Below are 18,872 nucleotides of genomic sequence, written 5' to 3' on the forward strand. Positions count from 1 at the left end.
TTGGTAACTGATTTTTTTTTAGTCCTTTAATACAAATTCATACAGTTTACTGCTTCCTATTTTATCAGCTTCATCAGTTATATAAAGTGTTGTATCATCCTTAAAGTCAACCCCTTCTTTTTGAGAAATATGGTTAAATGTGTATTCTTTTACATCTCCACTAAAAAAGTCGTCTCTCTTAAAATTTGTGAATATTAAAACCGATTGATGTGTTAACAAAGCTACCTTCTTTTTGTCTGGAGAAATGGCTGATGCGGTTATTACACAATGAGCATCGCTGCAATTAGTATAATCAGAAATGTATGTAGCTATATGTTCACCTTTTGTGGCAGGAACTTTATATAAGGTTGTTTTTCCGTATTGATCTTTTACTCTACTTTTTGTAAATATGTATAGAAATCCATCTTTGCAGATTAAGGATTCTGCATCAAAAAAACGATCTTTTTTTTGGGGTGGAAACTTAGTTTGATTAGGGTATGAAAATTGTATTTTTTCTACCTCTATATTGTCTCCATTTAACAAGTCTTCTTTCTTGATTTTTAGAATTACTAAATTCTTTCTTTTATTATCATTATTTCCAAAGTCTGCAATATATAAGTTTCCTTTATCATCAGAAGTTAAATCTTCCCAATCGTAATTTTTAGCGTTTATTGATATCGTTTTTTCAATTTTACCTTCAGAAGTTACTTTGTATAATTCTGATTTGTTACCACTATCATTTACCATCCAAACTTTATCTGAATTAGCTTCCTTTTGAATTCCTGAAACCTCATCAAGTAACTTAGGTAAATTCGTGACAACCCTAAGCTGTCCATAGTTTTGACAACCTAAAAGAATAAATAAAAAGAAAAATATACTGAGTTTTTTCATGTACAAATTACCAGCCTCCTGTGGCACCACCACCTCCGAAACCACCGCCGCCAAAGCCTCCTCCGAAGCCACCGCCACCGAAACCTCCAGACGATCCACCTCCAAAGCTTCCGCCACCAAATCCGCCTCTTCCTGCGTTGCTTAAAATGATGATATCTAGTAAATCTCTAACAGAATCTGTTTTTCTATAATTTCTTCCTCCACCGCGATTCCCTCTATTTCCGCTAGAAATAATAATAAAAAACACTATGAGAATAATTATAAAAACAATAAATCCAAAACCTCCACCGCCTTTGGTTTGTTTTCTACTACCTTTATACTCACCGCTCATCACTTTAAAAATAGCTTCTACTCCGCTATCTAATCCCGCGTAATAATCACCTTTTTTAAAGTAAGGAATAATGTCATATTCAATAATTTGACGAGAAACATAATCGGTAAGTAAGTGTTCGGTTCCGTAACCTGTTCTAATGGTTACTTTTCGATCTTTTTGAGCAAGTAGCACAAACACACCATTATCCTCTTTCTCTTGTCCAATCCCCCATTCATGTGCCCAATTAGTTGCTAAATACCCTATATTCTCCCCTTCAGTAGAATTAATAATTGCTACCACTACTTGTGTTGAAGTAGTATCTGAATATTTAATAAGTTTATTTTCTAAACTTGCTTTTTGACTTGGAGATAATAAATTGATATAGTCGTAAACACTGGTTTGGAATTTTGGCTTCTCAGGAATTTGAAAACCTTGTGAAAAAAGAGTTTGTCCACATAAAATTGCAACAAAAAAAAGAACAACTTTTACCTTCTGTAACTTGTTTGTTCTTTCATATAATGACGTTATATTTTTTATCATATTTATTCCTTCAATGAAGGTTTTAGCCTTTTGATATTTCATTGCTTAGCTCATTCTCATCATCTGTAGTCCAAGGAAAGTGAGCTTGTAATTCTTTTCCTGCTTTTAGCACACCATCTATAATACCTTGTTTAAAATTTCCTTGTTTAAACTGATTTTGGATGGCTTCTTTGGTTGTTTCCCAAAAGTTTTCTGAAACAACATTGTTAATACCTTCATCTCCATAAATTACAAATTTATGATCGTCAACGGCTATGTAAAGTAACACTCCGTTTCGTTGTTGTGTATTAAACATTTTAAGCATTTGAAATACTTCTAGTGCTCTATCATAATGAGAAATGGCAGTAGTTTTCTCTATATGTACACGAATTTCACCAGAAGTATTTCGTTCTGCTTGTTGTATAGCTAGAACAATTTCTTCCTCTTCTTTAGATGTAAGAAAATCTTCTACGTTAGACATACATTAGTTTTTAAAATCGAAATCTACATCTACAGCTTTTTCTGATCCTGCATCTGCTTTATAACGTGCCATTTCTGTTAAATTAAACATTCCTGCTAATAAATTTCCAGGGAACATTTTAATATGCTTATTATAAATATTTACAGCTTCATTATAACGATCACGTGCTACATTGATACGATTTTCTGTACCTTCTAACTGACTTTGTAATTCTAAGAAGTTTTGGTTTGCTTTTAGTTCTGGGTAACGTTCTACAGATACTAATAATTTTGATAAAGCACCGCTTAACCCTGTTTGCGCTTGTTGAAATTGAGCCATTTTTTCTGGCGTTAAATCGCCCGCATTTATATTTACAGAAGTTGCTTTTGCTCTTGCATTGATAACCTCTGTTAAAGTACTCTTTTCAAAATCGGCTGCTCCTTGAACTGTTTTTACTAAGTTACCTATTAAATCGTTTCTTCTTTGGTAAGAACTTTCTACATTAGACCAAGTTGTTTTGGCGTCTTCTTGATAGGTAACCGCTGTGTTATAAAATCCTTTTGCCCATGAGTAAATACCAAATACTAGAACTCCAATAACAATTAAAGGCACTAACCATTTTTTCATAATTTTTGATTTTTTATAATTGATTTTTAATTTTTATTAATTCAGCTTTCACTGCTTCTAATCTACTAATAATTTCCTGATTGCTCACGACTTTCGTAGGATTTTTCTTTAGCTTTTGTTTCGCTCCATCTAAGGTAAAACCTCTTTCTTTTACAAGATTATAAATAATCTTGAAATTGTTTACGTCTTCTTTTGTAAACAAGCGATCTCCTTTAGCATTCTTTTTAGGATTGATAATTTCAAACTCTTTATCCCAAAATCGAATTAAGGAACTGTTTACTCCAAAAGCTTTGGCTACTTCTCCTATTTTATAATAACGTTTATCTGGTAAGTCTATGTGCATTTTTCACAGCTTCTATAAAATTTAGTCGTACGATTGACCTTTTTGTTGCGAAGCTTTTTGCATAGCTACAAATTCTTCAGGTGTTAAATCTCCATAATAATAGTAAATAGGATTTACAGGTCTACCATTTTTATGCACTTCGTAATGTAAATGTGGTGCTGCAGAACGACCAGTATTACCTACATACCCTATTAAATCACCACGTTTTACTTTTTGCCCTTTTTTGGCTACAATCTTATTCATGTGCGCATAAATAGTTTCATATCCATAGCCATGATCAATATATACCACTTTTCCAAAAGTTGAACTTCTGTGAGCTTTTTTAATCACTCCATTTCCTGAGGCAAAAATTGGGGTACCTGTAGGTGCTGTAAAATCCATACCATTATGCATACGCCACGATTTCAAAATTGGATGCAAACGCATACCATAACCAGAAGCCATTCTTTTTAAATCTTCATTTTTTACTGGTTGTATTGCAGGTATTGAAGCTAACATTTTTTCTTTAGCTTTTGCTAACTCAACAATTTCATCTAATGATTTTGATTGTACAACCATTTGTTTTGATAAAATATCAAGCTCTTTGGTTACTTTTTTAACCATAGAACTGTTATCAAAACCATCTAAGTGTTTATATCTGTTTACACCGCCAAAACCAGCTTTTCGTTGTTCTTCCGGTATAGGGCTTGCTTCAAAATAAGTTCTATAAATATTATTATCTCTATCTTGTAATTCTGACAAAATTTCTGAGCTTTCTTCCATTTTTTTAGAAAGTAACTCATAGTGAAGTTTTAAATTTTCTAACTCTCTTTTTTGGGTACGTTCTTTAGGAGACATTAAAAACTGACTAAATCCTATAAAACCAAAAAAAGCAATTAATAAAACACTTAATAACCCTAAAAACGTTTTTTTATACTTTTCGCTTCTTTTTACTTCTATCTTTCGATAGGATAAAGTCTCTGGATCGTAATAATATTTTACTTTTGCCATAATGCTAAATGTACTATTTTTGTGCTTTTTAAATTAAGCATCCTTAAGGGGATGTACAATTTGGAAACTCACAAATTTACAAAATCTTTTAAAACTTCTTTTTTCGAGTAGTTTTTTAGAAATATTTTAACAAAACCCAGATACTAAGAGTTGTATGAAATCTCAAGATATTAGAGCTAAATTTTTAGAATTTTTTAAATCAAAACAACACGATATTGTTCCTTCTGCACCTATGGTGTTAAAGAACGATCCTACTTTAATGTTTACCAACTCTGGTATGGCACCGTTTAAAGAGTACTTCTTAGGAAACGCCACTCCAAAAAACAATAGAATAGCCGACTCTCAAAAATGTTTACGTGTTTCTGGTAAGCATAACGATTTAGAAGAAGTTGGTTATGATACCTATCATCATACTATGTTTGAAATGTTAGGAAACTGGAGTTTTGGTGATTACTTTAAAAAAGAAGCTATTGCTTGGGCTTGGGAATTGTTAACTGAAGTTTACAAAATAGATAAAGATATTTTGTATGTAACCGTATTTGAAGGTGATGAAAATGACGGAACAAAAATGGACCAAGAAGCGTATGACATTTGGAAACAATACATTTCTGAAGATCGTATCTTAATGGGTAATAAAAAAGATAACTTCTGGGAGATGGGAGAACAAGGTCCTTGTGGTCCATGTTCAGAAATCCATGTGGATATTCGCTCAGCAGAAGAAAAAGCAAAGATTAATGGTAAATCATTAGTAAACGAAGATCACCCTCAGGTTGTTGAAATCTGGAACTTAGTTTTCATGCAATACAATCGTAAAGCTGATGGTTCGTTAGTTGAACTTCCTGCAAAACATATTGATACAGGAATGGGATTTGAGCGTTTATCTATGGTATTACAAGGGGTTCAATCTAATTACGATACAGATGTTTTCACTCCATTAATCAGAGAAATTGAAACAATTACAGGTGCAGATTACGGTAAAGACGAAAAAGTAGACATTGCTATTCGTGTTATTGCCGATCACGTTCGTGCTGTAGCTTTTGCCATCGCAGATGGACAATTACCAAGTAATAACGGAGCAGGATATGTAATTCGTCGTATTTTACGTCGAGCGGTTCGTTACGCATTTACTTTCTTAAACAAAAAAGAGCCTTTTATTTATAAGTTAGCTGAAACATTGGCTCACCAAATGGGAGATGCTTTCCCTGAAATTAGAAAACAAAGTAATTTAGTTAGTAATGTAATTAAGGAAGAAGAAAGTTCTTTCTTACGTACCTTAGATCAAGGTTTATTATTACTAGACCAAGTTATTGAAACAACCAACGGAAAAGTAGTTTCTGGTAAACGTGCTTTCGAGCTATACGATACTTACGGATTTCCTTTAGATTTAACACAGTTAATTGCTCGTGAAAAAGGATATGAAATCAATGAGGAAGAATTTAACGCAGGAATGAAAGCTCAAAAAGAGCGTTCGCGTGCTGCTTCTGCAAGTGAAACTGGTGATTGGGTTGTTTTAATTGAAGATGATGTTGAAGAATTCATCGGATACGATATGTTAACAGCTAATGTAAAATTAACTCGTTACAGAAAAGTTACTACAAAAAAAGACGGAGATCAATATCAACTAGTATTTAACATGACTCCTTTTTATCCAGAAGGAGGAGGACAAGTTGGTGATAAAGGTCATATAGAATCTCCTAACGGAGATATCATTCACGTGTTAGATACCAAGAAAGAAAACAATGTAATTATTCATTACACGAAACACCTTCCTAAAAACTTACACGAAACATTTAAAGCAATTGTTAGTGATGAGTTTAGAAGGTTATCAGCAAGTAACCACTCTGCTACACACTTATTACACCAAGCTTTACGTACTATTTTAGGAGAACATGTAGAACAAAAAGGTTCGTTAGTAAACCCTAACTACTTACGTTTCGATTTTTCTCATTTTTCTAAAGTAGACAACGATCAACTAGAAGCTGTTGAAGAATTTGTAAATGCTCGTATTCGTGAAAATCTTCCACTACAAGAACAAAGAAACATACCAATGCAAAAAGCAATTGATGAAGGAGCCGTAGCTTTATTTGGTGAAAAATATGGAGACAGTGTTCGTACTATCCGTTTTGGAAAATCTATGGAATTATGTGGTGGTACACACGTACAACAAACTGGAGATATTTGGTATTTCAAAATAAAATCGGAAGGAGCTGTTGCTGCTGGTATTCGTCGTATTGAAGCAATTACAAATGTTGCTGTTGGTGATTATTTTGAAGATGTTGAACGCAATTACGATGCTGTAAAACAGTTATTAAAGAATCCTAAAGATGTAACCAAATCAATTAGTAGCTTACAAGATGAAAATGCAGCTTTAAAAAAGCAAGTTGAGCAACTATTAAAAGATAAAGCTAAAAACATGAAAGGTGAACTTAAAAACCAATTACAAGAAGTAAATGGAGTTCAGTTTTTAGCAACAAAAGTAGACTTAGATCCAAATAGTATTAAAAACTTATTATTTGAATTGGGTGGAGAAATTAACAATTTATTTGTGGTATTTGCTACTGCTCCTTCTGCTGAAAAGGCAATGTTAACTTGTTATATTTCTAAAGAGTTAGCTAATGAAAAAGGGTATGATGCTGGAAAGGTAGTTAGAGAATTAGGAAAACTAATCCACGGTGGTGGTGGTGGACAAAATTTCTTTGCAACTGCTGGTGGTAAAAACCCTGGTGGAATTCCAAAAGCATTAGAGAGAGCAAAAGACTATATCGCTTAATATATACTAAAAAAAAGGTTCAGAAAATTCTGAACCTTTTTTTATTCTAATGCTTTTTTATACGTATTAATCGCTCGTTCTCTAGCAAACTTATGCTCTACTATAGGTTGTGGGTAGGTTAGTTCATCAAAATCTTTCACCCATTTTCTAACATATTGTAAATCTTTATCAAACTTTTTTAATTGAGATTCTGGGTTAAACACTCTAAAATACGGAGCCGCATCGCAACCTGTACCTGCTGCCCATTGCCAATTTCCGTTATTTGCTGAAAGATCATAATCCAACAGCTTTTCTGCAAAGTACGCTTCTCCCCAGCGCCAATCAATCAATAAATGCTTGCATAAAAAACCTGCTGTAATCATTCGTACCCTGTTATGCATATATCCAGTTTCATTTAACTCTCGTATCCCTGCATCAACCATCGGATACCCTGTTTTACCTTCACACCATTTTTTAAACTCTTCTTCGTTATTTCTCCAAGGAACAGCATCGTACTTTTGCTTGAAATTCTGAGTAACTACTTTCGGGAAATGATATAAAATCTGCATGAAAAACTCACGCCAAATCAGCTCACTTAAAAAAGTTTGGTTGGTTTTTAAAGCAAAACGAATCATTTTTCGAGTACTTACCAACCCGAAACGTAAATAAGGTGATAAATACGAAGTTTTATCTTTAGCAGGAAAATCTCTCACCTCATCATACACCTCTAAATTAGATAGGTTATATGGTTTTACTTTAATCGTACTTTCTTCAAAACCTATGGAAGCTAATGATGGAAATTCAGATAAAAACTGATAAAAATTAGCAAAGTCTATCACAAACTCATGTGTATCTCTCTTTTCAGAGAAGTTTTGCAACCATTTATTCTTATACGGAGTAAAAACTGTATATGGAGTTCCGTCGTTTTTTAAAACTTCGTTTTCTTCAAAAGTTACTTGATCTTTAAAAGCATTAAATGTTATTCCTTTTGATACTAAAAAGTCTTCTACTTCCTTATCTCTTTTAATGGCATAAGGTTCGTAATCTTTATTTGTGTAAACTTCTTCAATTATATATTCTTCAGTTAGTTTTTTCCAAACTTCTAACGGTTTTCCTTTTTTAACTACTAGAGAAGATTGATGTTTTTTCAGCTCTTCATCTAGGTTTTGTAAGGTTTCGTGAATAAAAGTTACTCGTGCATCATTTTTAGGAAGGCTTTCTAAAATATCTTCATCAAAAATAAATAACGGAACTACTTTATTACCTGATTGCAGTGCTTCATGCAACCCTTTATTATCTTCTAAACGTAAGTCTCGACGAAACCAAAAAATCGATACTTTATTTTCCATTAAATAGTTTTTCTAACGTACTATAACGATGTTCAAAAATTCCTTTTAACTGCCTTTTTATAAAGATTGACTGGGCTATGTGTCCTAAAAAACCAAAAGGTATTTTGTATGATATTTTATCTTTCATCAATGTTTTTCCATTTGGCAACTCTTCAAACCAGTGTTCGTGATGCCACATACTATAAGGGCCAAATCGCTGTTCATCTATAAAAAACTGTTGTTCATTTACTTGCGTAATTTCTGTTACCCAATTTGATTTTACCCCAGGTAGGATTCCTACTTTGTACGTGATAATTTGCCCCGCATAGGCTTTTTTATCAATATCAGAAGTAATTTGAAACCCCATATGTGACGGTGTTATTTTTTGCAAATTTTCTGGAGCACTGAAAAAACCCCACGCTTTTTCTAACGGAACGTTTAATATTTGCTCGGTGGATAAGGTATAAATTCCTGAATGCTTTTTAAAGTGAATCATTATAACAATTTGGTTATTTTCTTGCTCATTGGCTTTGTTATTGAATAAAAAACATCAATTAGCCTTCCTTCTTCATCTACCAAGTATTTTTGAAAATTCCATTTTACTGAAGAACTCATTTTTCCATTTTTCTCTTTTTGTGTTAACCATTGATATAAGGGGTGTTGATTTTCTCCTTTAACCTCAATTTTTTCTGTCATAGGAAAATCTACTCCATAAGTTACACTACAAAACGATTGAATTTCTTTTATTGTTCCTGGCTCTTGGCCTCCAAATTGATTACATGGTAAACCTACAATTACTAACTTATCTTTGTGTTTTGAGTACAGCTCTTGTAAACCTTCATACTGATTTGTAAAACCACATTTTGAAGCTACATTTACAAATAGTATTTTCTTTCCTTTAAATTGATTAAGGTCTAAGTTTTTTCCATCAATTCCCTCAATTTTTATATCGTACAACGATTCTTTAGGCTCCACTGTTTGTGCTTTACCTGAAAAACTAAATAATGCCATAATTAAAAATATTTTTACTGTGTTCATTTTATTGAATTGCTATTTTTATGATTTCTAACGAAAAATCTTCGTCTTTTTTATTTCCTATTAAAATTGCTACTTCTTTTATTTGGTTTGCAGAAAAATTACCAAAGCTTAACTTTCTACCTCTAAAAGCGGGGTAAAATCCTTTTAGTGGTAATATTATTTCTTGCTCTTGTGTGTTGGTTCTGAATGCTTGCACATATGAATAACGTTGAGATTCGTCTGACTTTAATCGTAATTGATATTGCTTATCATCTCCTTTTACTCTTAATACAACCTTTGAGTGTTTGTTTAAGTTTATGGCTATTGGCATTTTCGTCATAGCAAATCCACCATTATTCTCAGTTGAAACTCTTCCTGAGAAAACAAGACTTCCTTCATTATTAATCTTAACGGATGAATTAGAAATACCGCCCATTACAGTATCGTTAGTGATATACCACTTTTGTGTGTTGTTGTCTTTATCAAAAATTATAATTTCATCATTCAAACACATAAGAAAACTTAGAATTAAAAACCATTTCATTTTCTACATTTTTACACTTACAATTCCTGCATCAATGGGAATTATTTGTCCAGTAATTGCTGACGCTTCGTCAGACAATAAATAAGTGGCTAAACTTGCTACTTCTTCTGCTTTTAAATATTTTTTTAGCGGATGCCTATTTTGTAAACTTTCTTGTTGTTTTTCATTTCGTAACAAACGAGCTGCCAAAGGTGTATCTGTTACCGTGGGAGCAATTGCATTGAATCGGATTTTAGTTGCATATTCTGCCGCTAGCGATTTTGTAAGTCCTTCTATTGCCGATTTACTTGTTGCAATGCTTGCATGAAAAGGCATTCCTAAAAACGAAGCTACCGTACTAAACAACACTACACTTCCATTATTTTGAGTAAGCGAGCTTTCATAAGCTTTCAACGTTTTAATTGCTCCAAGAACGTTGATCTCTAAATCGGATTGAAAGTCTTCTAATTTTAATCTTGAAAAGGATTTTAGATTGATACTTCCAGGACAATAAACTAATCCGTGAACTTCTTCTAATTCTGGAAGTTCTTCTTTGGTTACATCACATGTGTAATGTTTTATATTTTCATGAGTAACTGGTACTGTCCTACTAATATTAATAATTTTGTGTGAATCTTTTAATTTATTAATAATAGCTTCTCCTATACCGCTACTTCCTCCTACTACTACAATTGTTTTCATACTTACGCTTTTATTAAATGATTAATCATTCCTTTAAATACAAATGCGTGAAAAGGTAAAACGGCATACCAGTACATTCTTCCCCAAATTCCTTTAGGTCTAAAAACTGCTCTTTGATATAATTTGCCTTTTACTATTTTAAACTCTAACCACGCTTCTCCAGGTAGTTTCATTTCAGCAAATAAAATCAATCGCTTATTCTTTTTATCTGCTAACAATACTCTCCAAAAATCGAGAGGGTCTCCTGGTTCTAATTCTGTTGGGTGCCTTCTTCCTCTTCTTAAACCTACACCTCCAAAAAGTTTATCTACATATCCTCTTATCTTCCAAAGAAAATTGAATTTATACCATCCTGTTTCTCCTCCTATACTCCAAATTTTATGTAGTGTCTCTTTTTCATTTTGCACTTCTCTAACTCTAATATCTTTAAAACATCCGTATTGAGGTATTTGAATATGTTTTGCTAGTTGGTCATGAAAAACACCACTACTCATAGCATCCTTCCAACTAGATATCACTTCGTTTTGCTCTATTTTTTGAAAAGCTAATGCTACCGCTTCTTTATAGGTTATTGGCGCTACATTAAGTAACGTATTAATGTTACTTGATTTTGCTATTACTTCAACCTTCATACTATCCACTAGGGCTTGCGCCAGGTTAAAAGAGGTTGATGTTACAAAATACAACCAATAGGAAGACAGCTTTGGTGTTAAAACTGGGAGTGTGTAAATATATCTTTTAAAACCTCTTACCTCAGCAAACTGCAATAACATTTCTTTATAGGTTAATATTTCAGGACCGCAGATATCAAAAGATTTATTGTGTGTTTCTTTAACCTGTAAACTATTTTCTAAAAAAGCTAATACGTCTCTAACCGCAATAGGTTGTGTTTTTGTTTTTAGCCATTTAGGAGTTACCATTACTGGAAGTTTTTCTACAATGTCTCTTATAATTTCAAAAGAAGCACTTCCGCTTCCTACAATAATTCCTGCTCTAAAAGTTGTTAATGCATAACTGTTTGATTGTAGCTTTTTTTCTACTTCGTATCTTGACTGTAAATGTTTAGATAATGAATTATCATTTACAATTCCGCTTAAGTATACAACTTGTTTACAGTTGGTAGGCTCTATCAAACTTTTAAAGTTCTCTGCACAGGTTAACTCTAAGTTTTCAAAATTTTCTGATGTCGTAGCCATCGAATGTATTAAATAATACGCAGCATCGATATCTTTAGGAAAACTTGTATTTTCTATATTTAAAAAATCTACTTTTATAAAAGTAACATTCGGATTGTTTTCAAACTCATCTGGTATTCTATCTAAATCACGAACACAACAAACTAACTGGTGATTACTTTCTAGTAATCTAACAATTAATCGTTTTCCTATATAACCTGTTGTGCCTGTAACTAAGATTTTCATTCCTTTGGTCTTTGATATGATAATCTTGTATAGTTTTCTGCAACTATATAAGTATCTAATCCATTAATGGCAGCTACTTTTTCAGTAGATAAGTTTAACAAACCATCTTCTGACAACATAGAGTCTTTAAAATACAAATCAGTTACTTCGCCTAACACTAAAATAGTTCCGTTGACTTTTATATGATGCTCTTCTAAAAACTTCATTCCTATTTGTAAAGGTGATTCCGCTACAAAAGGAGCATAAAAATCATTCTTAAACTCTTCTGACAATGCTGTTTTATCAAATTCTGAAATTTCCGAAGGATATTTAGCTGAGGTATGATGCGCTTCCTCAATTATTGCTTCATTAATAGCATTGATTGTATAATATCCTGTTTCTTTTATATTGTTATACGTATTCCTTATAACGGTTGTAGGACGTAGTACAAACCCTAAAATTGCTGGGCTTGAACCATAATGCACTACCGAACTAAAAACTGCAACATTGGTTATGTTATCATTAGATTTTGTTGCAATAAGGTTTGCTGGTTTATAACCAGAAATGCTATTCATCAAATTTATTTTATACAGATGAGGAAACTCGTCTATTTGTTGACGTGTAATGTGCATTATATTGTGTTAAAATTATTGATTTTTACTTTGTTTGCTTTTAAGTCATGCATTAAGTTATACAAACCAAAAAATGTTCGATTGATATAAATAAAGTGTTTTGAACCTCTATTTCCATTCATTTTTTTAAGCTCGGTACTTTTAGCATATTTCTGACCTAAATCTGCTATCTTCCGGAAGAACTCCTCATCTGAAAAATCAAATTCTTCTTGCTGAAAAGGTTGTGTAAAAAGCGATAGCATTTCATAAAACAATGCTTTAAAAAATGTAATTTCTTCAGGCGTATCGTCTTTTCTTAAGATTTCTAATTCATAGAGTTTACTTTCAAAAAAAGCTGGATTATCTATATTATCTCTTTTCGCTAGTTCGAAATAAGGCACATAAAAACTTTCAGGAACTTCTTTCATACATCCAAAATCTATAACAATCAATTCATTTGATTTGGATACTAAAAAATTCCCTGGATGCGGATCTGCATGTACTTTTTTTAGTTTGTGCATTTGATACATGTAAAAGTCCCACAAAGCTTGTCCTAGTTTATTTGCAACGTCTTCAGTTTGTTCTTCTTTAGTAAATTCTGACAAGTGAACCCCATCCATCCAGTCCATCGTTAAAATTCTATCTGACGACAAGTCTGGATAGTAGCTTGGAAATTTTAAATTTGGAATATGTTTACATGCATCAGCAATTTCATTACTCTGAGCTAGCTCTAATTCATAATTAGTTTCTTCCAAAAGCTTTTCTTCAACTTCTTTAAAGTATTCATCTGAGCCTTCACCTTTAATATTAAACATTTTCATCGCAATAGGTTTCACCATTGCCAAATCGGTCGAAATACTATCAGCAACTCCAGGATATTGAATTTTTACAGCTAGTTCTTTTCCTTCTTTTGTGGCTTTATGAACTTGCCCTATGCTTGCTGCATTTACAGATTCTGCTACAAACGTATCAAAAACTTCGTTCGGTGTTTTGTTGAAGTATTTTTTAAATGTTTTGGTTACTAAAGGCCCCGACAATGGCGGAACTGAAAACTGTGATAATGAAAACTTTTCTACATAAGCATTGGGTAAAATATTTTTTTCCATGCTTAGCATTTGTGCTACTTTTAATGCTGATCCTTTTAATTCTTTTAATCCATCGTAAATATCAGTAGCATTATCTTCGTTGAGCTGTTTTTTTGCTTCTTCTTCTGATTTGGTGATTTTATTTCCGTAGTATTTAGCATAATTTACACCAACTTTTACTCCTGTTGAAACTAACTTCGTAGCTCGTTCTATTTTTGACGTAGGTATTTTGTTTAAGGTTTTCATGTCATTGGTGATTTTTCTTTCCACAAAAATTTTGCTAAATCAATCACACTTTTTACAGGTGCTATTTGTTGAATATCAAAACTAGCCTTTACTGACTTCTCTATAAAAAGATCCGTTTTCTCAAAGTTTGGCGATTCGTCTTCTACCCAAAATCTTAGAATAAGCAATAATTGCATCCAATACCCTTCTGCAATAGTTTTATCTTGAATTTTGTTGATTTTATCATTTTTAAAATCAATTTTTTCAAGGCTTATTTCATTTACAAAATGAATAAACTCAGTACGCAGTTCTTGCAGTACTTTTAATTTCGAAAAATCTGTTTTTATCCTTTTTAACTGTACCAACACATACGACCTGTTTACTGTCAACAATTCAAAAAAGGTAAAATAAAAGCTCAGTAATTTATCTTTCGGTGAATAATCTTTGTAAGCTTCTGTTTTGTGTAGTAAATGAATGGTTTCTTTAGCGAAAATTCCAAAAACAGCTTTTTCTAAGCTTTCAAAGCTTGAAAAGTGCTTATAAAATTCTGCTTCTTCAAAGTTATTTTCTTTCGCAAAAGAAAATATTGAATTCGGTTGACCTGATGATAGTACCGTATTCATGTACCATTCTATTATTTTTTCTTGTGTTATATTCTTTTTTTTTGCCATAGTTTAATTGTTTAATACAATATATGCGTTGAGACTGGTTGCAATCGTCATCCATATTAAATACGGAAGTATAAATAGGGTATACCACTTTACTTTTTTTACATACTTAAAAGTGAAATAACCAATAAGTAACCATAATAAAGCGATTACAACTAAGCCTAGTTTTGTTAGATGTTGATTAAAGAAAATATAGTTCCAACTTACGTTTAAAACCCACTGATCTATATACAAAATGAGCACCTTTTTATTTAAAAACTCATACTGAAAACTCACTTTTGTCATGTATACAGAAAACAAAACCATAATGGTTGTCCAAGCCACTCCAAAAACCCAACCTGCTGGTGTCCATGGAGCTTTATTTAAAGACAAGTACCAATCTGTTCTTGGCCCTTCGTTCATTAACCAAGCTCCAATAGCTAAAGCTGAAAAATTAGCTATTAGGAATATTAAAAATCGTATGTATTTATTTTCTTTCAATTTTTTTTTCTTTTTAAAGAATTGAAGATTAACTGTACTGAAAACAACATTGTAAATGCATAAAAAATGTCTTCAAAGGGTATGGTGAAAATTCTAAATCCTAAGTTTTCTGAATTGTTATACCAAACAACTGGTTCTTCTATAAAGCTTCCTGTTAAAATTCCATTAACGATTAAGAAAGGAACTAATATTACCAAGAAACTAGGGTAGTATTCTTGCAATGTGCTTAAGTGATTCTTTAACGCATAACCTAACAATAGTAAAAACAGCACAAAATTTACTGTAGTATACCACTTTCCGAAGTTAAAAATCAATAATAAACTCACTAAAACAATGAGGAAAAAGCTTATAATTACTGCCATTGATTTTGACATTTTAAACTTTGGAAATAAAAACTTTAACGCTTCATGTGTAAACAAACACGCGTATGGAATACAGAAGAAAAACATCCATTCTTCTATGGGCATATTGAGTAGCTTTAGCGACAAATGATAGTCTGGATTAAATCCCCATACTCCCATTTGCGTAAACCAACTGTCCCAGATTAAAAAAAACAAGGCAACTAACAAAATACTAAGCGCTGCTTGTTTGAAATATTGTATAAAATGTAGTTTTTTTTCAAAAACACTATACAATAGCGGAATACTTAAACTGCCTAGATTTAATATTAGATATAAATACTGACTCACTGTCTTTTATTAAAATATTTAAAGGATACAAACAACATTCCGAAACATTCTCCGTCATGTTTTCCCAAATGCTTGTGATGAATTTTATGGGCTTTTCTTAACCCTTTTAAGTATTGATTATTTGTTTTGTCAAACCACTTAAACCTTCTGTGAATTAACACATCATGTACCAAAAAATAGGCAATACCATAAAATAATATTCCCAAACCTATAAAGAACAAAAAGTTTAACTCTGGTCGAATTCCGAAGTAAAATAATAAGATACTAGGAATTGCAAAGACCACAAAAAAAGCATCGTTTTTTTCAAAAACATGTGGATATCCTGGTTGATGGTGGTCTTCATGTAAATACCAACCAAAACCGTGCATCACATATTTATGTGTGCACCAAGTAACACCTTCCATAACAATAAACGTTAGTGTAGTTACTGCTATGTAAATTGCTATATTCATAATGATGTATTGTTAATTATATATGTATGTAAATAACTTACACTGTCTTTTTTTTGAAGCACTTCTTTTAAAAACTGTTTGTCTTTTTTAATAGAAGATGTATACCCTAAAATACCTGGTGTGTTTTCTTGTATTACTAACCTTATATATCTTAGATGAACATTGTTAGGATTCTTTAAAATCAACTCTTCTAATTTGTTTTTATTAGTGTTAAAAACTTTTAGTTTACTCCAAGGCATTGTTTTATATTTTGCCTGTTTCATTTGTAAAGAAACTACATAGGCTTGTATACTTACTTCTTTACTGTTTTTATATTTTTTTATGTAAGACGACTCTGCTTCTTTAGTAGCTAATTCATGGTATTCTATAACAAAATCAGGTGCATTATTGAAACCTATAATCGATATAAAGAACAGTACTCCTAAGATACCACTTTTAATCATATTAAGTTCAATTTATACCTTACATAACTTCTTGCTAGAAGATTAATTTTCATCGGGTTTGAAATTCGAATTCTAGTATCCATGATTTTTGTTGAAGGTGTGTCTTTTAGCTTTTTTAATAGTTTTTTGTAATATCTGTATGCCATATACACTCCAAACTTTGCTTCAACTGGTAACTTTAAAATTCCGTTTTTATAAGCAAAGTCAAAATCGTCTTCTATTTCTTTAATAATTGTATTTTTTCCTTCCGCACTTAAATCCCCAAAATTGATATTTGGAAAATACGATCTATTCAATTCGTTAAAATCTTCTTTTAAGTCTCTTAAAAAATTTACTTTTTGAAATGCTGACCCTAAACGCATTGCAGGCTCTTTTAACTCCTCATATTTTTGTTGATCTCCATTTACAAAAACCTTTAAACACATTAACCCCACAACATCTGCCGAACCATATATATATTCATTATACTCTTCTGTAGTTGTATATGCTGTTTTGTACAAATCAGCTTTCATACTTTTCAAAAACGACTGTACTAAATCATCAGAAATTTTATACTTGTTTACAGTGTGTATAAAAGAGTTTAAAATAGGATTCAAGCTAATCCCTCTATTCTTAGACTCATAATAATCTCTTTCAAATTTTAGTAATAATTGTTCCTTATCATATTCGTGAAAGGAGTCTACTATTTCATCTGCAAAGCGTACAAAACCGTAAATATTATAAATATCTGTACGTATTTTTGGTGATAACATCTTCGTAGCTAACGAAAATGAGGTACTATATTTTTGAGTTACCAACTTACTACAAGCGTAAGAAACCTCATCAAACAATTGTTTCATCTTTGTACGTTTTTAAAATTAAATCTGAAGCTATTTTTCCTGAAATTAAAGACGGAGGAACTCCTGGTCCTGGCACTGTTAATTGTCCTGTAAAAAATAAATTCTTTACTTTTTTACTCTTTATTTTTGGTCTTAAAAATGCTGTTTGTGTTAAAATATTAGCTAGCCCATAAGCATTTCCTTTGTACGAATTATACTCTTTCACAAAATCATTAACACAAAAGCTTTCTTTAAACAATACATGTTCTTTTACTGATTGCCCTGTTAACTTTTCTAACCTCCCTATTATAACATCGAAATAGTGTTCTCTCAACTCTGGTGTATCTTCTAAATCTGGAGCTAACGGAATTAAAAAAGTAGCTGCTTCTTTGCCTTTAGGCACAAAAGAACCATCTGTAATAGAGGGAAAGCTCGCATAAAATAATGGTTCTTTTGGCCAACTAGGAACATCATATATTGTTTTTGCATGCACATCGAAGTCCGTATCAAAAAATAATGTGTGATGACATACATTTTTTAACTTCTTATCAAACCCTACATAAAAGAGTAATGATGAAGGTGCAAATGTTTTTTTATCCCAATAACTTTCTGAATATTGTCTTAGATATTTAGGCAGTAAAGTTTCTGTATGATGATAATCTGCTCCACTTAACACTATATCAGATTCCATTAATTTTCCATCAACCGCAACCCCAATCACTTCTCCTTTATCATTTACTACAATTTCTTCAACATTTGCATTGGTTTGAAACTCTACTCCTAAGCTAGTAGCTAGAGTTGTCATAGCCTCAATAACTTTGTACATTCCTCCTTTTGGATGCCATGTACCTAAGCCAAAATCGGCATAATTCATAAAATTATAAAAAGCTGGAGTGTTACTTGGTTTTGCCCCCAGAAACAACACTGGAAACTCTAATATTTGAATTAGCTTTTTACTCTTAATTTTCTTTCTTACTTCATGTCTGATAGTAGAAAAAAACTGAAATATTTTCCCCATTGTAACTGGAGTTACCAATTCTAAAGGAGAAACTCCTGGTTTATAAACTAAGTCGTTTATAGAAACATCATAATTATATTTTGCTGATTTTAGAAAAGACTTCAGGTGTTTTGAACTTCCTTTTTCTTCTTTTTCAAAAACCTCATAAATCTCATCTAATGTTCCTGGAATTATAATTGAATCTTTCTCTCCAAAGTATACCTCATAAGCAGGATCTAATCTTTCTAACTCGTAATAATCTGAAGGTTTTTTACCAAAATCTGCAAAAAACTTTTCAAAGACATCTGGCATCCAATACCAAGTAGGACCTATATCAAAAGTAAAACCATCTCTTAATAGCTGTCTTGCTCTACCTCCAATTGTTGCATTTTTTTCTAGCACGATCACATTATATCCTGCTTTTGCTAAATAACACGAAGCCGATAAAGAAGAGAAACCCGAACCTATTATGTATACTCTTTTTTTCAAAATCTTTCTTATAAATATAATTAAAACAATCATAAGCGAGAAATTAATCTCGCTCACGATCAACTGTTTAACCT

General features: G+C 31.9%; 22 protein-coding genes. 1 reads left to right on the forward strand and 21 read right to left on the reverse strand.

Annotation, left to right across the window (positions count from 1 at the left end):
* Positions 1–18: 18 nt before the first annotated feature.
* Genes ACKTSU_RS12130 through ACKTSU_RS12155 form a run of 6 tightly spaced genes read right to left on the reverse strand, consistent with a single transcriptional unit; the run spans position 19 to position 4,122 of the window.
* Positions 19–987, reverse strand: a complete 969-nt coding sequence (locus ACKTSU_RS12130) for a hypothetical protein (protein ID WP_408036684.1) — start codon at positions 985–987, stop codon at positions 19–21.
* The gene (locus ACKTSU_RS12135) at positions 878–1,723 is read right to left on the reverse strand and encodes a TPM domain-containing protein (RefSeq protein WP_408036686.1); all 846 of its coding nucleotides are present in this window, start codon (positions 1,721–1,723) and stop codon (positions 878–880) included. Before ACKTSU_RS12135 ends, ACKTSU_RS12130 begins: the two co-directional genes overlap by 110 nt.
* 22 nt (positions 1,724–1,745) lie before the next feature.
* Complete coding sequence (locus ACKTSU_RS12140; RefSeq protein WP_408036687.1) at positions 1,746–2,183, reverse strand: TPM domain-containing protein; 438 nt, start codon at positions 2,181–2,183, stop codon at positions 1,746–1,748.
* Positions 2,184–2,186: 3 nt separating this feature from the next.
* Positions 2,187–2,789, reverse strand: coding sequence for a LemA family protein (locus ACKTSU_RS12145; protein ID WP_408036688.1), 603 nt, complete (start codon positions 2,787–2,789; stop codon positions 2,187–2,189).
* 13 nt (positions 2,790–2,802) lie between these two features.
* A complete protein-coding gene (locus ACKTSU_RS12150) occupies positions 2,803–3,132 on the reverse strand; it encodes a MerR family transcriptional regulator (RefSeq protein ID WP_028892328.1) in 330 nt (109 codons plus the stop codon).
* Between the two features lie 21 nt (positions 3,133–3,153).
* Entirely contained in the window at positions 3,154–4,122 is a 969-nt protein-coding gene (locus tag ACKTSU_RS12155; RefSeq protein ID WP_408036689.1) for a M23 family metallopeptidase, read from the reverse strand.
* Between the two features lie 154 nt (positions 4,123–4,276).
* On the opposite strand from ACKTSU_RS12155, the gene alaS reads away from it, so the two are divergent.
* Positions 4,277–6,892 carry an alanine--tRNA ligase gene (alaS, locus tag ACKTSU_RS12160; RefSeq protein ID WP_408036690.1) on the forward strand — a complete coding sequence of 872 codons (2,616 nt, stop codon included), beginning with the start codon at positions 4,277–4,279 and terminating at the stop codon, positions 6,890–6,892.
* Between the two features lie 41 nt (positions 6,893–6,933).
* Here alaS and ACKTSU_RS12165 read toward each other — a convergent pair whose 3' ends face one another.
* The 15 genes from ACKTSU_RS12165 to ACKTSU_RS12235 are packed head-to-tail and all read right to left on the reverse strand — an operon-like array spanning position 6,934 to position 18,798.
* Positions 6,934–8,220: a cryptochrome/photolyase family protein gene (locus ACKTSU_RS12165; protein WP_408036691.1), complete on the reverse strand. Its 1,287-nt coding sequence runs from the start codon at positions 8,218–8,220 to the stop codon at positions 6,934–6,936.
* Complete coding sequence (locus tag ACKTSU_RS12170; protein WP_408036693.1) at positions 8,210–8,695, reverse strand: SRPBCC family protein; 486 nt, start codon at positions 8,693–8,695, stop codon at positions 8,210–8,212. The genes ACKTSU_RS12165 and ACKTSU_RS12170 overlap by 11 nt, the downstream gene beginning before the upstream one ends.
* Positions 8,695–9,210 (reverse strand): glutathione peroxidase, encoded by a 516-nt coding sequence (locus tag ACKTSU_RS12175; RefSeq protein WP_408036694.1) that lies wholly within the window; start codon positions 9,208–9,210, stop codon positions 8,695–8,697. Before ACKTSU_RS12175 ends, ACKTSU_RS12170 begins: the two co-directional genes overlap by 1 nt.
* Positions 9,211–9,238: 28 nt before the next feature.
* Positions 9,239–9,760, reverse strand: a complete 522-nt coding sequence (locus ACKTSU_RS12180) for a CIA30 family protein (RefSeq protein WP_408036695.1) — start codon at positions 9,758–9,760, stop codon at positions 9,239–9,241.
* A 3-nt stretch (positions 9,761–9,763) separates the two neighbouring features.
* Positions 9,764–10,441, reverse strand: coding sequence for an SDR family NAD(P)-dependent oxidoreductase (locus ACKTSU_RS12185; RefSeq protein WP_408036696.1), 678 nt, complete (start codon positions 10,439–10,441; stop codon positions 9,764–9,766).
* A 2-nt stretch (positions 10,442–10,443) separates the two neighbouring features.
* Positions 10,444–11,862 carry an SDR family oxidoreductase gene (locus tag ACKTSU_RS12190; RefSeq protein ID WP_408036697.1) on the reverse strand — a complete coding sequence of 473 codons (1,419 nt, stop codon included), beginning with the start codon at positions 11,860–11,862 and terminating at the stop codon, positions 10,444–10,446.
* Complete coding sequence (locus ACKTSU_RS12195) at positions 11,859–12,473, reverse strand: flavin reductase family protein (RefSeq protein ID WP_408036699.1); 615 nt, start codon at positions 12,471–12,473, stop codon at positions 11,859–11,861. The genes ACKTSU_RS12190 and ACKTSU_RS12195 overlap by 4 nt, the downstream gene beginning before the upstream one ends.
* A complete protein-coding gene (locus ACKTSU_RS12200) occupies positions 12,473–13,783 on the reverse strand; it encodes an ABC1 kinase family protein (protein WP_408036700.1) in 1,311 nt (436 codons plus the stop codon). Before ACKTSU_RS12200 ends, ACKTSU_RS12195 begins: the two co-directional genes overlap by 1 nt.
* Positions 13,780–14,433 (reverse strand): TetR family transcriptional regulator C-terminal domain-containing protein, encoded by a 654-nt coding sequence (locus ACKTSU_RS12205; RefSeq protein WP_408036701.1) that lies wholly within the window; start codon positions 14,431–14,433, stop codon positions 13,780–13,782. The genes ACKTSU_RS12200 and ACKTSU_RS12205 overlap by 4 nt, the downstream gene beginning before the upstream one ends.
* A gap of 3 nt (positions 14,434–14,436) precedes the next feature.
* A complete protein-coding gene (locus ACKTSU_RS12210; protein ID WP_408026322.1) occupies positions 14,437–14,910 on the reverse strand; it encodes a TspO/MBR family protein in 474 nt (157 codons plus the stop codon).
* The gene (locus tag ACKTSU_RS12215) at positions 14,907–15,599 is read right to left on the reverse strand and encodes a lycopene cyclase domain-containing protein (RefSeq protein WP_408036703.1); all 693 of its coding nucleotides are present in this window, start codon (positions 15,597–15,599) and stop codon (positions 14,907–14,909) included. The genes ACKTSU_RS12210 and ACKTSU_RS12215 overlap by 4 nt, the downstream gene beginning before the upstream one ends.
* The gene (locus tag ACKTSU_RS12220) at positions 15,596–16,051 is read right to left on the reverse strand and encodes a sterol desaturase family protein (protein ID WP_408036705.1); all 456 of its coding nucleotides are present in this window, start codon (positions 16,049–16,051) and stop codon (positions 15,596–15,598) included. The genes ACKTSU_RS12215 and ACKTSU_RS12220 overlap by 4 nt, the downstream gene beginning before the upstream one ends.
* Positions 16,048–16,494 (reverse strand): hypothetical protein, encoded by a 447-nt coding sequence (locus tag ACKTSU_RS12225; protein ID WP_408036707.1) that lies wholly within the window; start codon positions 16,492–16,494, stop codon positions 16,048–16,050. The genes ACKTSU_RS12220 and ACKTSU_RS12225 overlap by 4 nt, the downstream gene beginning before the upstream one ends.
* Complete coding sequence (locus ACKTSU_RS12230; RefSeq protein WP_408036709.1) at positions 16,491–17,333, reverse strand: phytoene/squalene synthase family protein; 843 nt, start codon at positions 17,331–17,333, stop codon at positions 16,491–16,493. Before ACKTSU_RS12230 ends, ACKTSU_RS12225 begins: the two co-directional genes overlap by 4 nt.
* Positions 17,317–18,798, reverse strand: a complete 1,482-nt coding sequence (locus ACKTSU_RS12235) for a phytoene desaturase family protein (protein ID WP_408036710.1) — start codon at positions 18,796–18,798, stop codon at positions 17,317–17,319. Before ACKTSU_RS12235 ends, ACKTSU_RS12230 begins: the two co-directional genes overlap by 17 nt.
* Positions 18,799–18,872: the final 74 nt, after the last annotated feature.

This window comes from Tenacibaculum aestuarii (assembly GCF_964510395.1).
In the GTDB taxonomy this organism is placed as follows: Bacteria; Bacteroidota; Bacteroidia; order Flavobacteriales; family Flavobacteriaceae; genus Polaribacter; species Polaribacter aestuarii.

Coding starts and splice junctions, on each gene's coding strand:
- ACKTSU_RS12135 (WP_408036686.1), bottom strand. CDS start 1,723: ATGATAAAAAATATAACGTCATTATATGAAAGAACAAACAAGTTACAG.
- ACKTSU_RS12140 (WP_408036687.1), bottom strand. CDS start 2,183: ATGTCTAACGTAGAAGATTTTCTTACATCTAAAGAAGAGGAAGAAATT.
- ACKTSU_RS12145 (WP_408036688.1), bottom strand. CDS start 2,789: ATGAAAAAATGGTTAGTGCCTTTAATTGTTATTGGAGTTCTAGTATTT.
- ACKTSU_RS12150 (WP_028892328.1), bottom strand. CDS start 3,132: ATGCACATAGACTTACCAGATAAACGTTATTATAAAATAGGAGAAGTA.
- ACKTSU_RS12155 (WP_408036689.1), bottom strand. CDS start 4,122: ATGGCAAAAGTAAAATATTATTACGATCCAGAGACTTTATCCTATCGA.
- alaS (WP_408036690.1), top strand. CDS start 4,277: ATGAAATCTCAAGATATTAGAGCTAAATTTTTAGAATTTTTTAAATCA.
- ACKTSU_RS12165 (WP_408036691.1), bottom strand. CDS start 8,220: ATGGAAAATAAAGTATCGATTTTTTGGTTTCGTCGAGACTTACGTTTA.
- ACKTSU_RS12170 (WP_408036693.1), bottom strand. CDS start 8,695: ATGATTCACTTTAAAAAGCATTCAGGAATTTATACCTTATCCACCGAG.
- ACKTSU_RS12175 (WP_408036694.1), bottom strand. CDS start 9,210: ATGGCATTATTTAGTTTTTCAGGTAAAGCACAAACAGTGGAGCCTAAA.
- ACKTSU_RS12180 (WP_408036695.1), bottom strand. CDS start 9,760: ATGAAATGGTTTTTAATTCTAAGTTTTCTTATGTGTTTGAATGATGAA.
- ACKTSU_RS12185 (WP_408036696.1), bottom strand. CDS start 10,441: ATGAAAACAATTGTAGTAGTAGGAGGAAGTAGCGGTATAGGAGAAGCT.
- ACKTSU_RS12190 (WP_408036697.1), bottom strand. CDS start 11,862: ATGAAAATCTTAGTTACAGGCACAACAGGTTATATAGGAAAACGATTA.
- ACKTSU_RS12195 (WP_408036699.1), bottom strand. CDS start 12,473: ATGCACATTACACGTCAACAAATAGACGAGTTTCCTCATCTGTATAAA.
- ACKTSU_RS12200 (WP_408036700.1), bottom strand. CDS start 13,783: ATGAAAACCTTAAACAAAATACCTACGTCAAAAATAGAACGAGCTACG.
- ACKTSU_RS12205 (WP_408036701.1), bottom strand. CDS start 14,433: ATGGCAAAAAAAAAGAATATAACACAAGAAAAAATAATAGAATGGTAC.
- ACKTSU_RS12220 (WP_408036705.1), bottom strand. CDS start 16,051: ATGAATATAGCAATTTACATAGCAGTAACTACACTAACGTTTATTGTT.
- ACKTSU_RS12225 (WP_408036707.1), bottom strand. CDS start 16,494: ATGATTAAAAGTGGTATCTTAGGAGTACTGTTCTTTATATCGATTATA.
- ACKTSU_RS12230 (WP_408036709.1), bottom strand. CDS start 17,333: ATGAAACAATTGTTTGATGAGGTTTCTTACGCTTGTAGTAAGTTGGTA.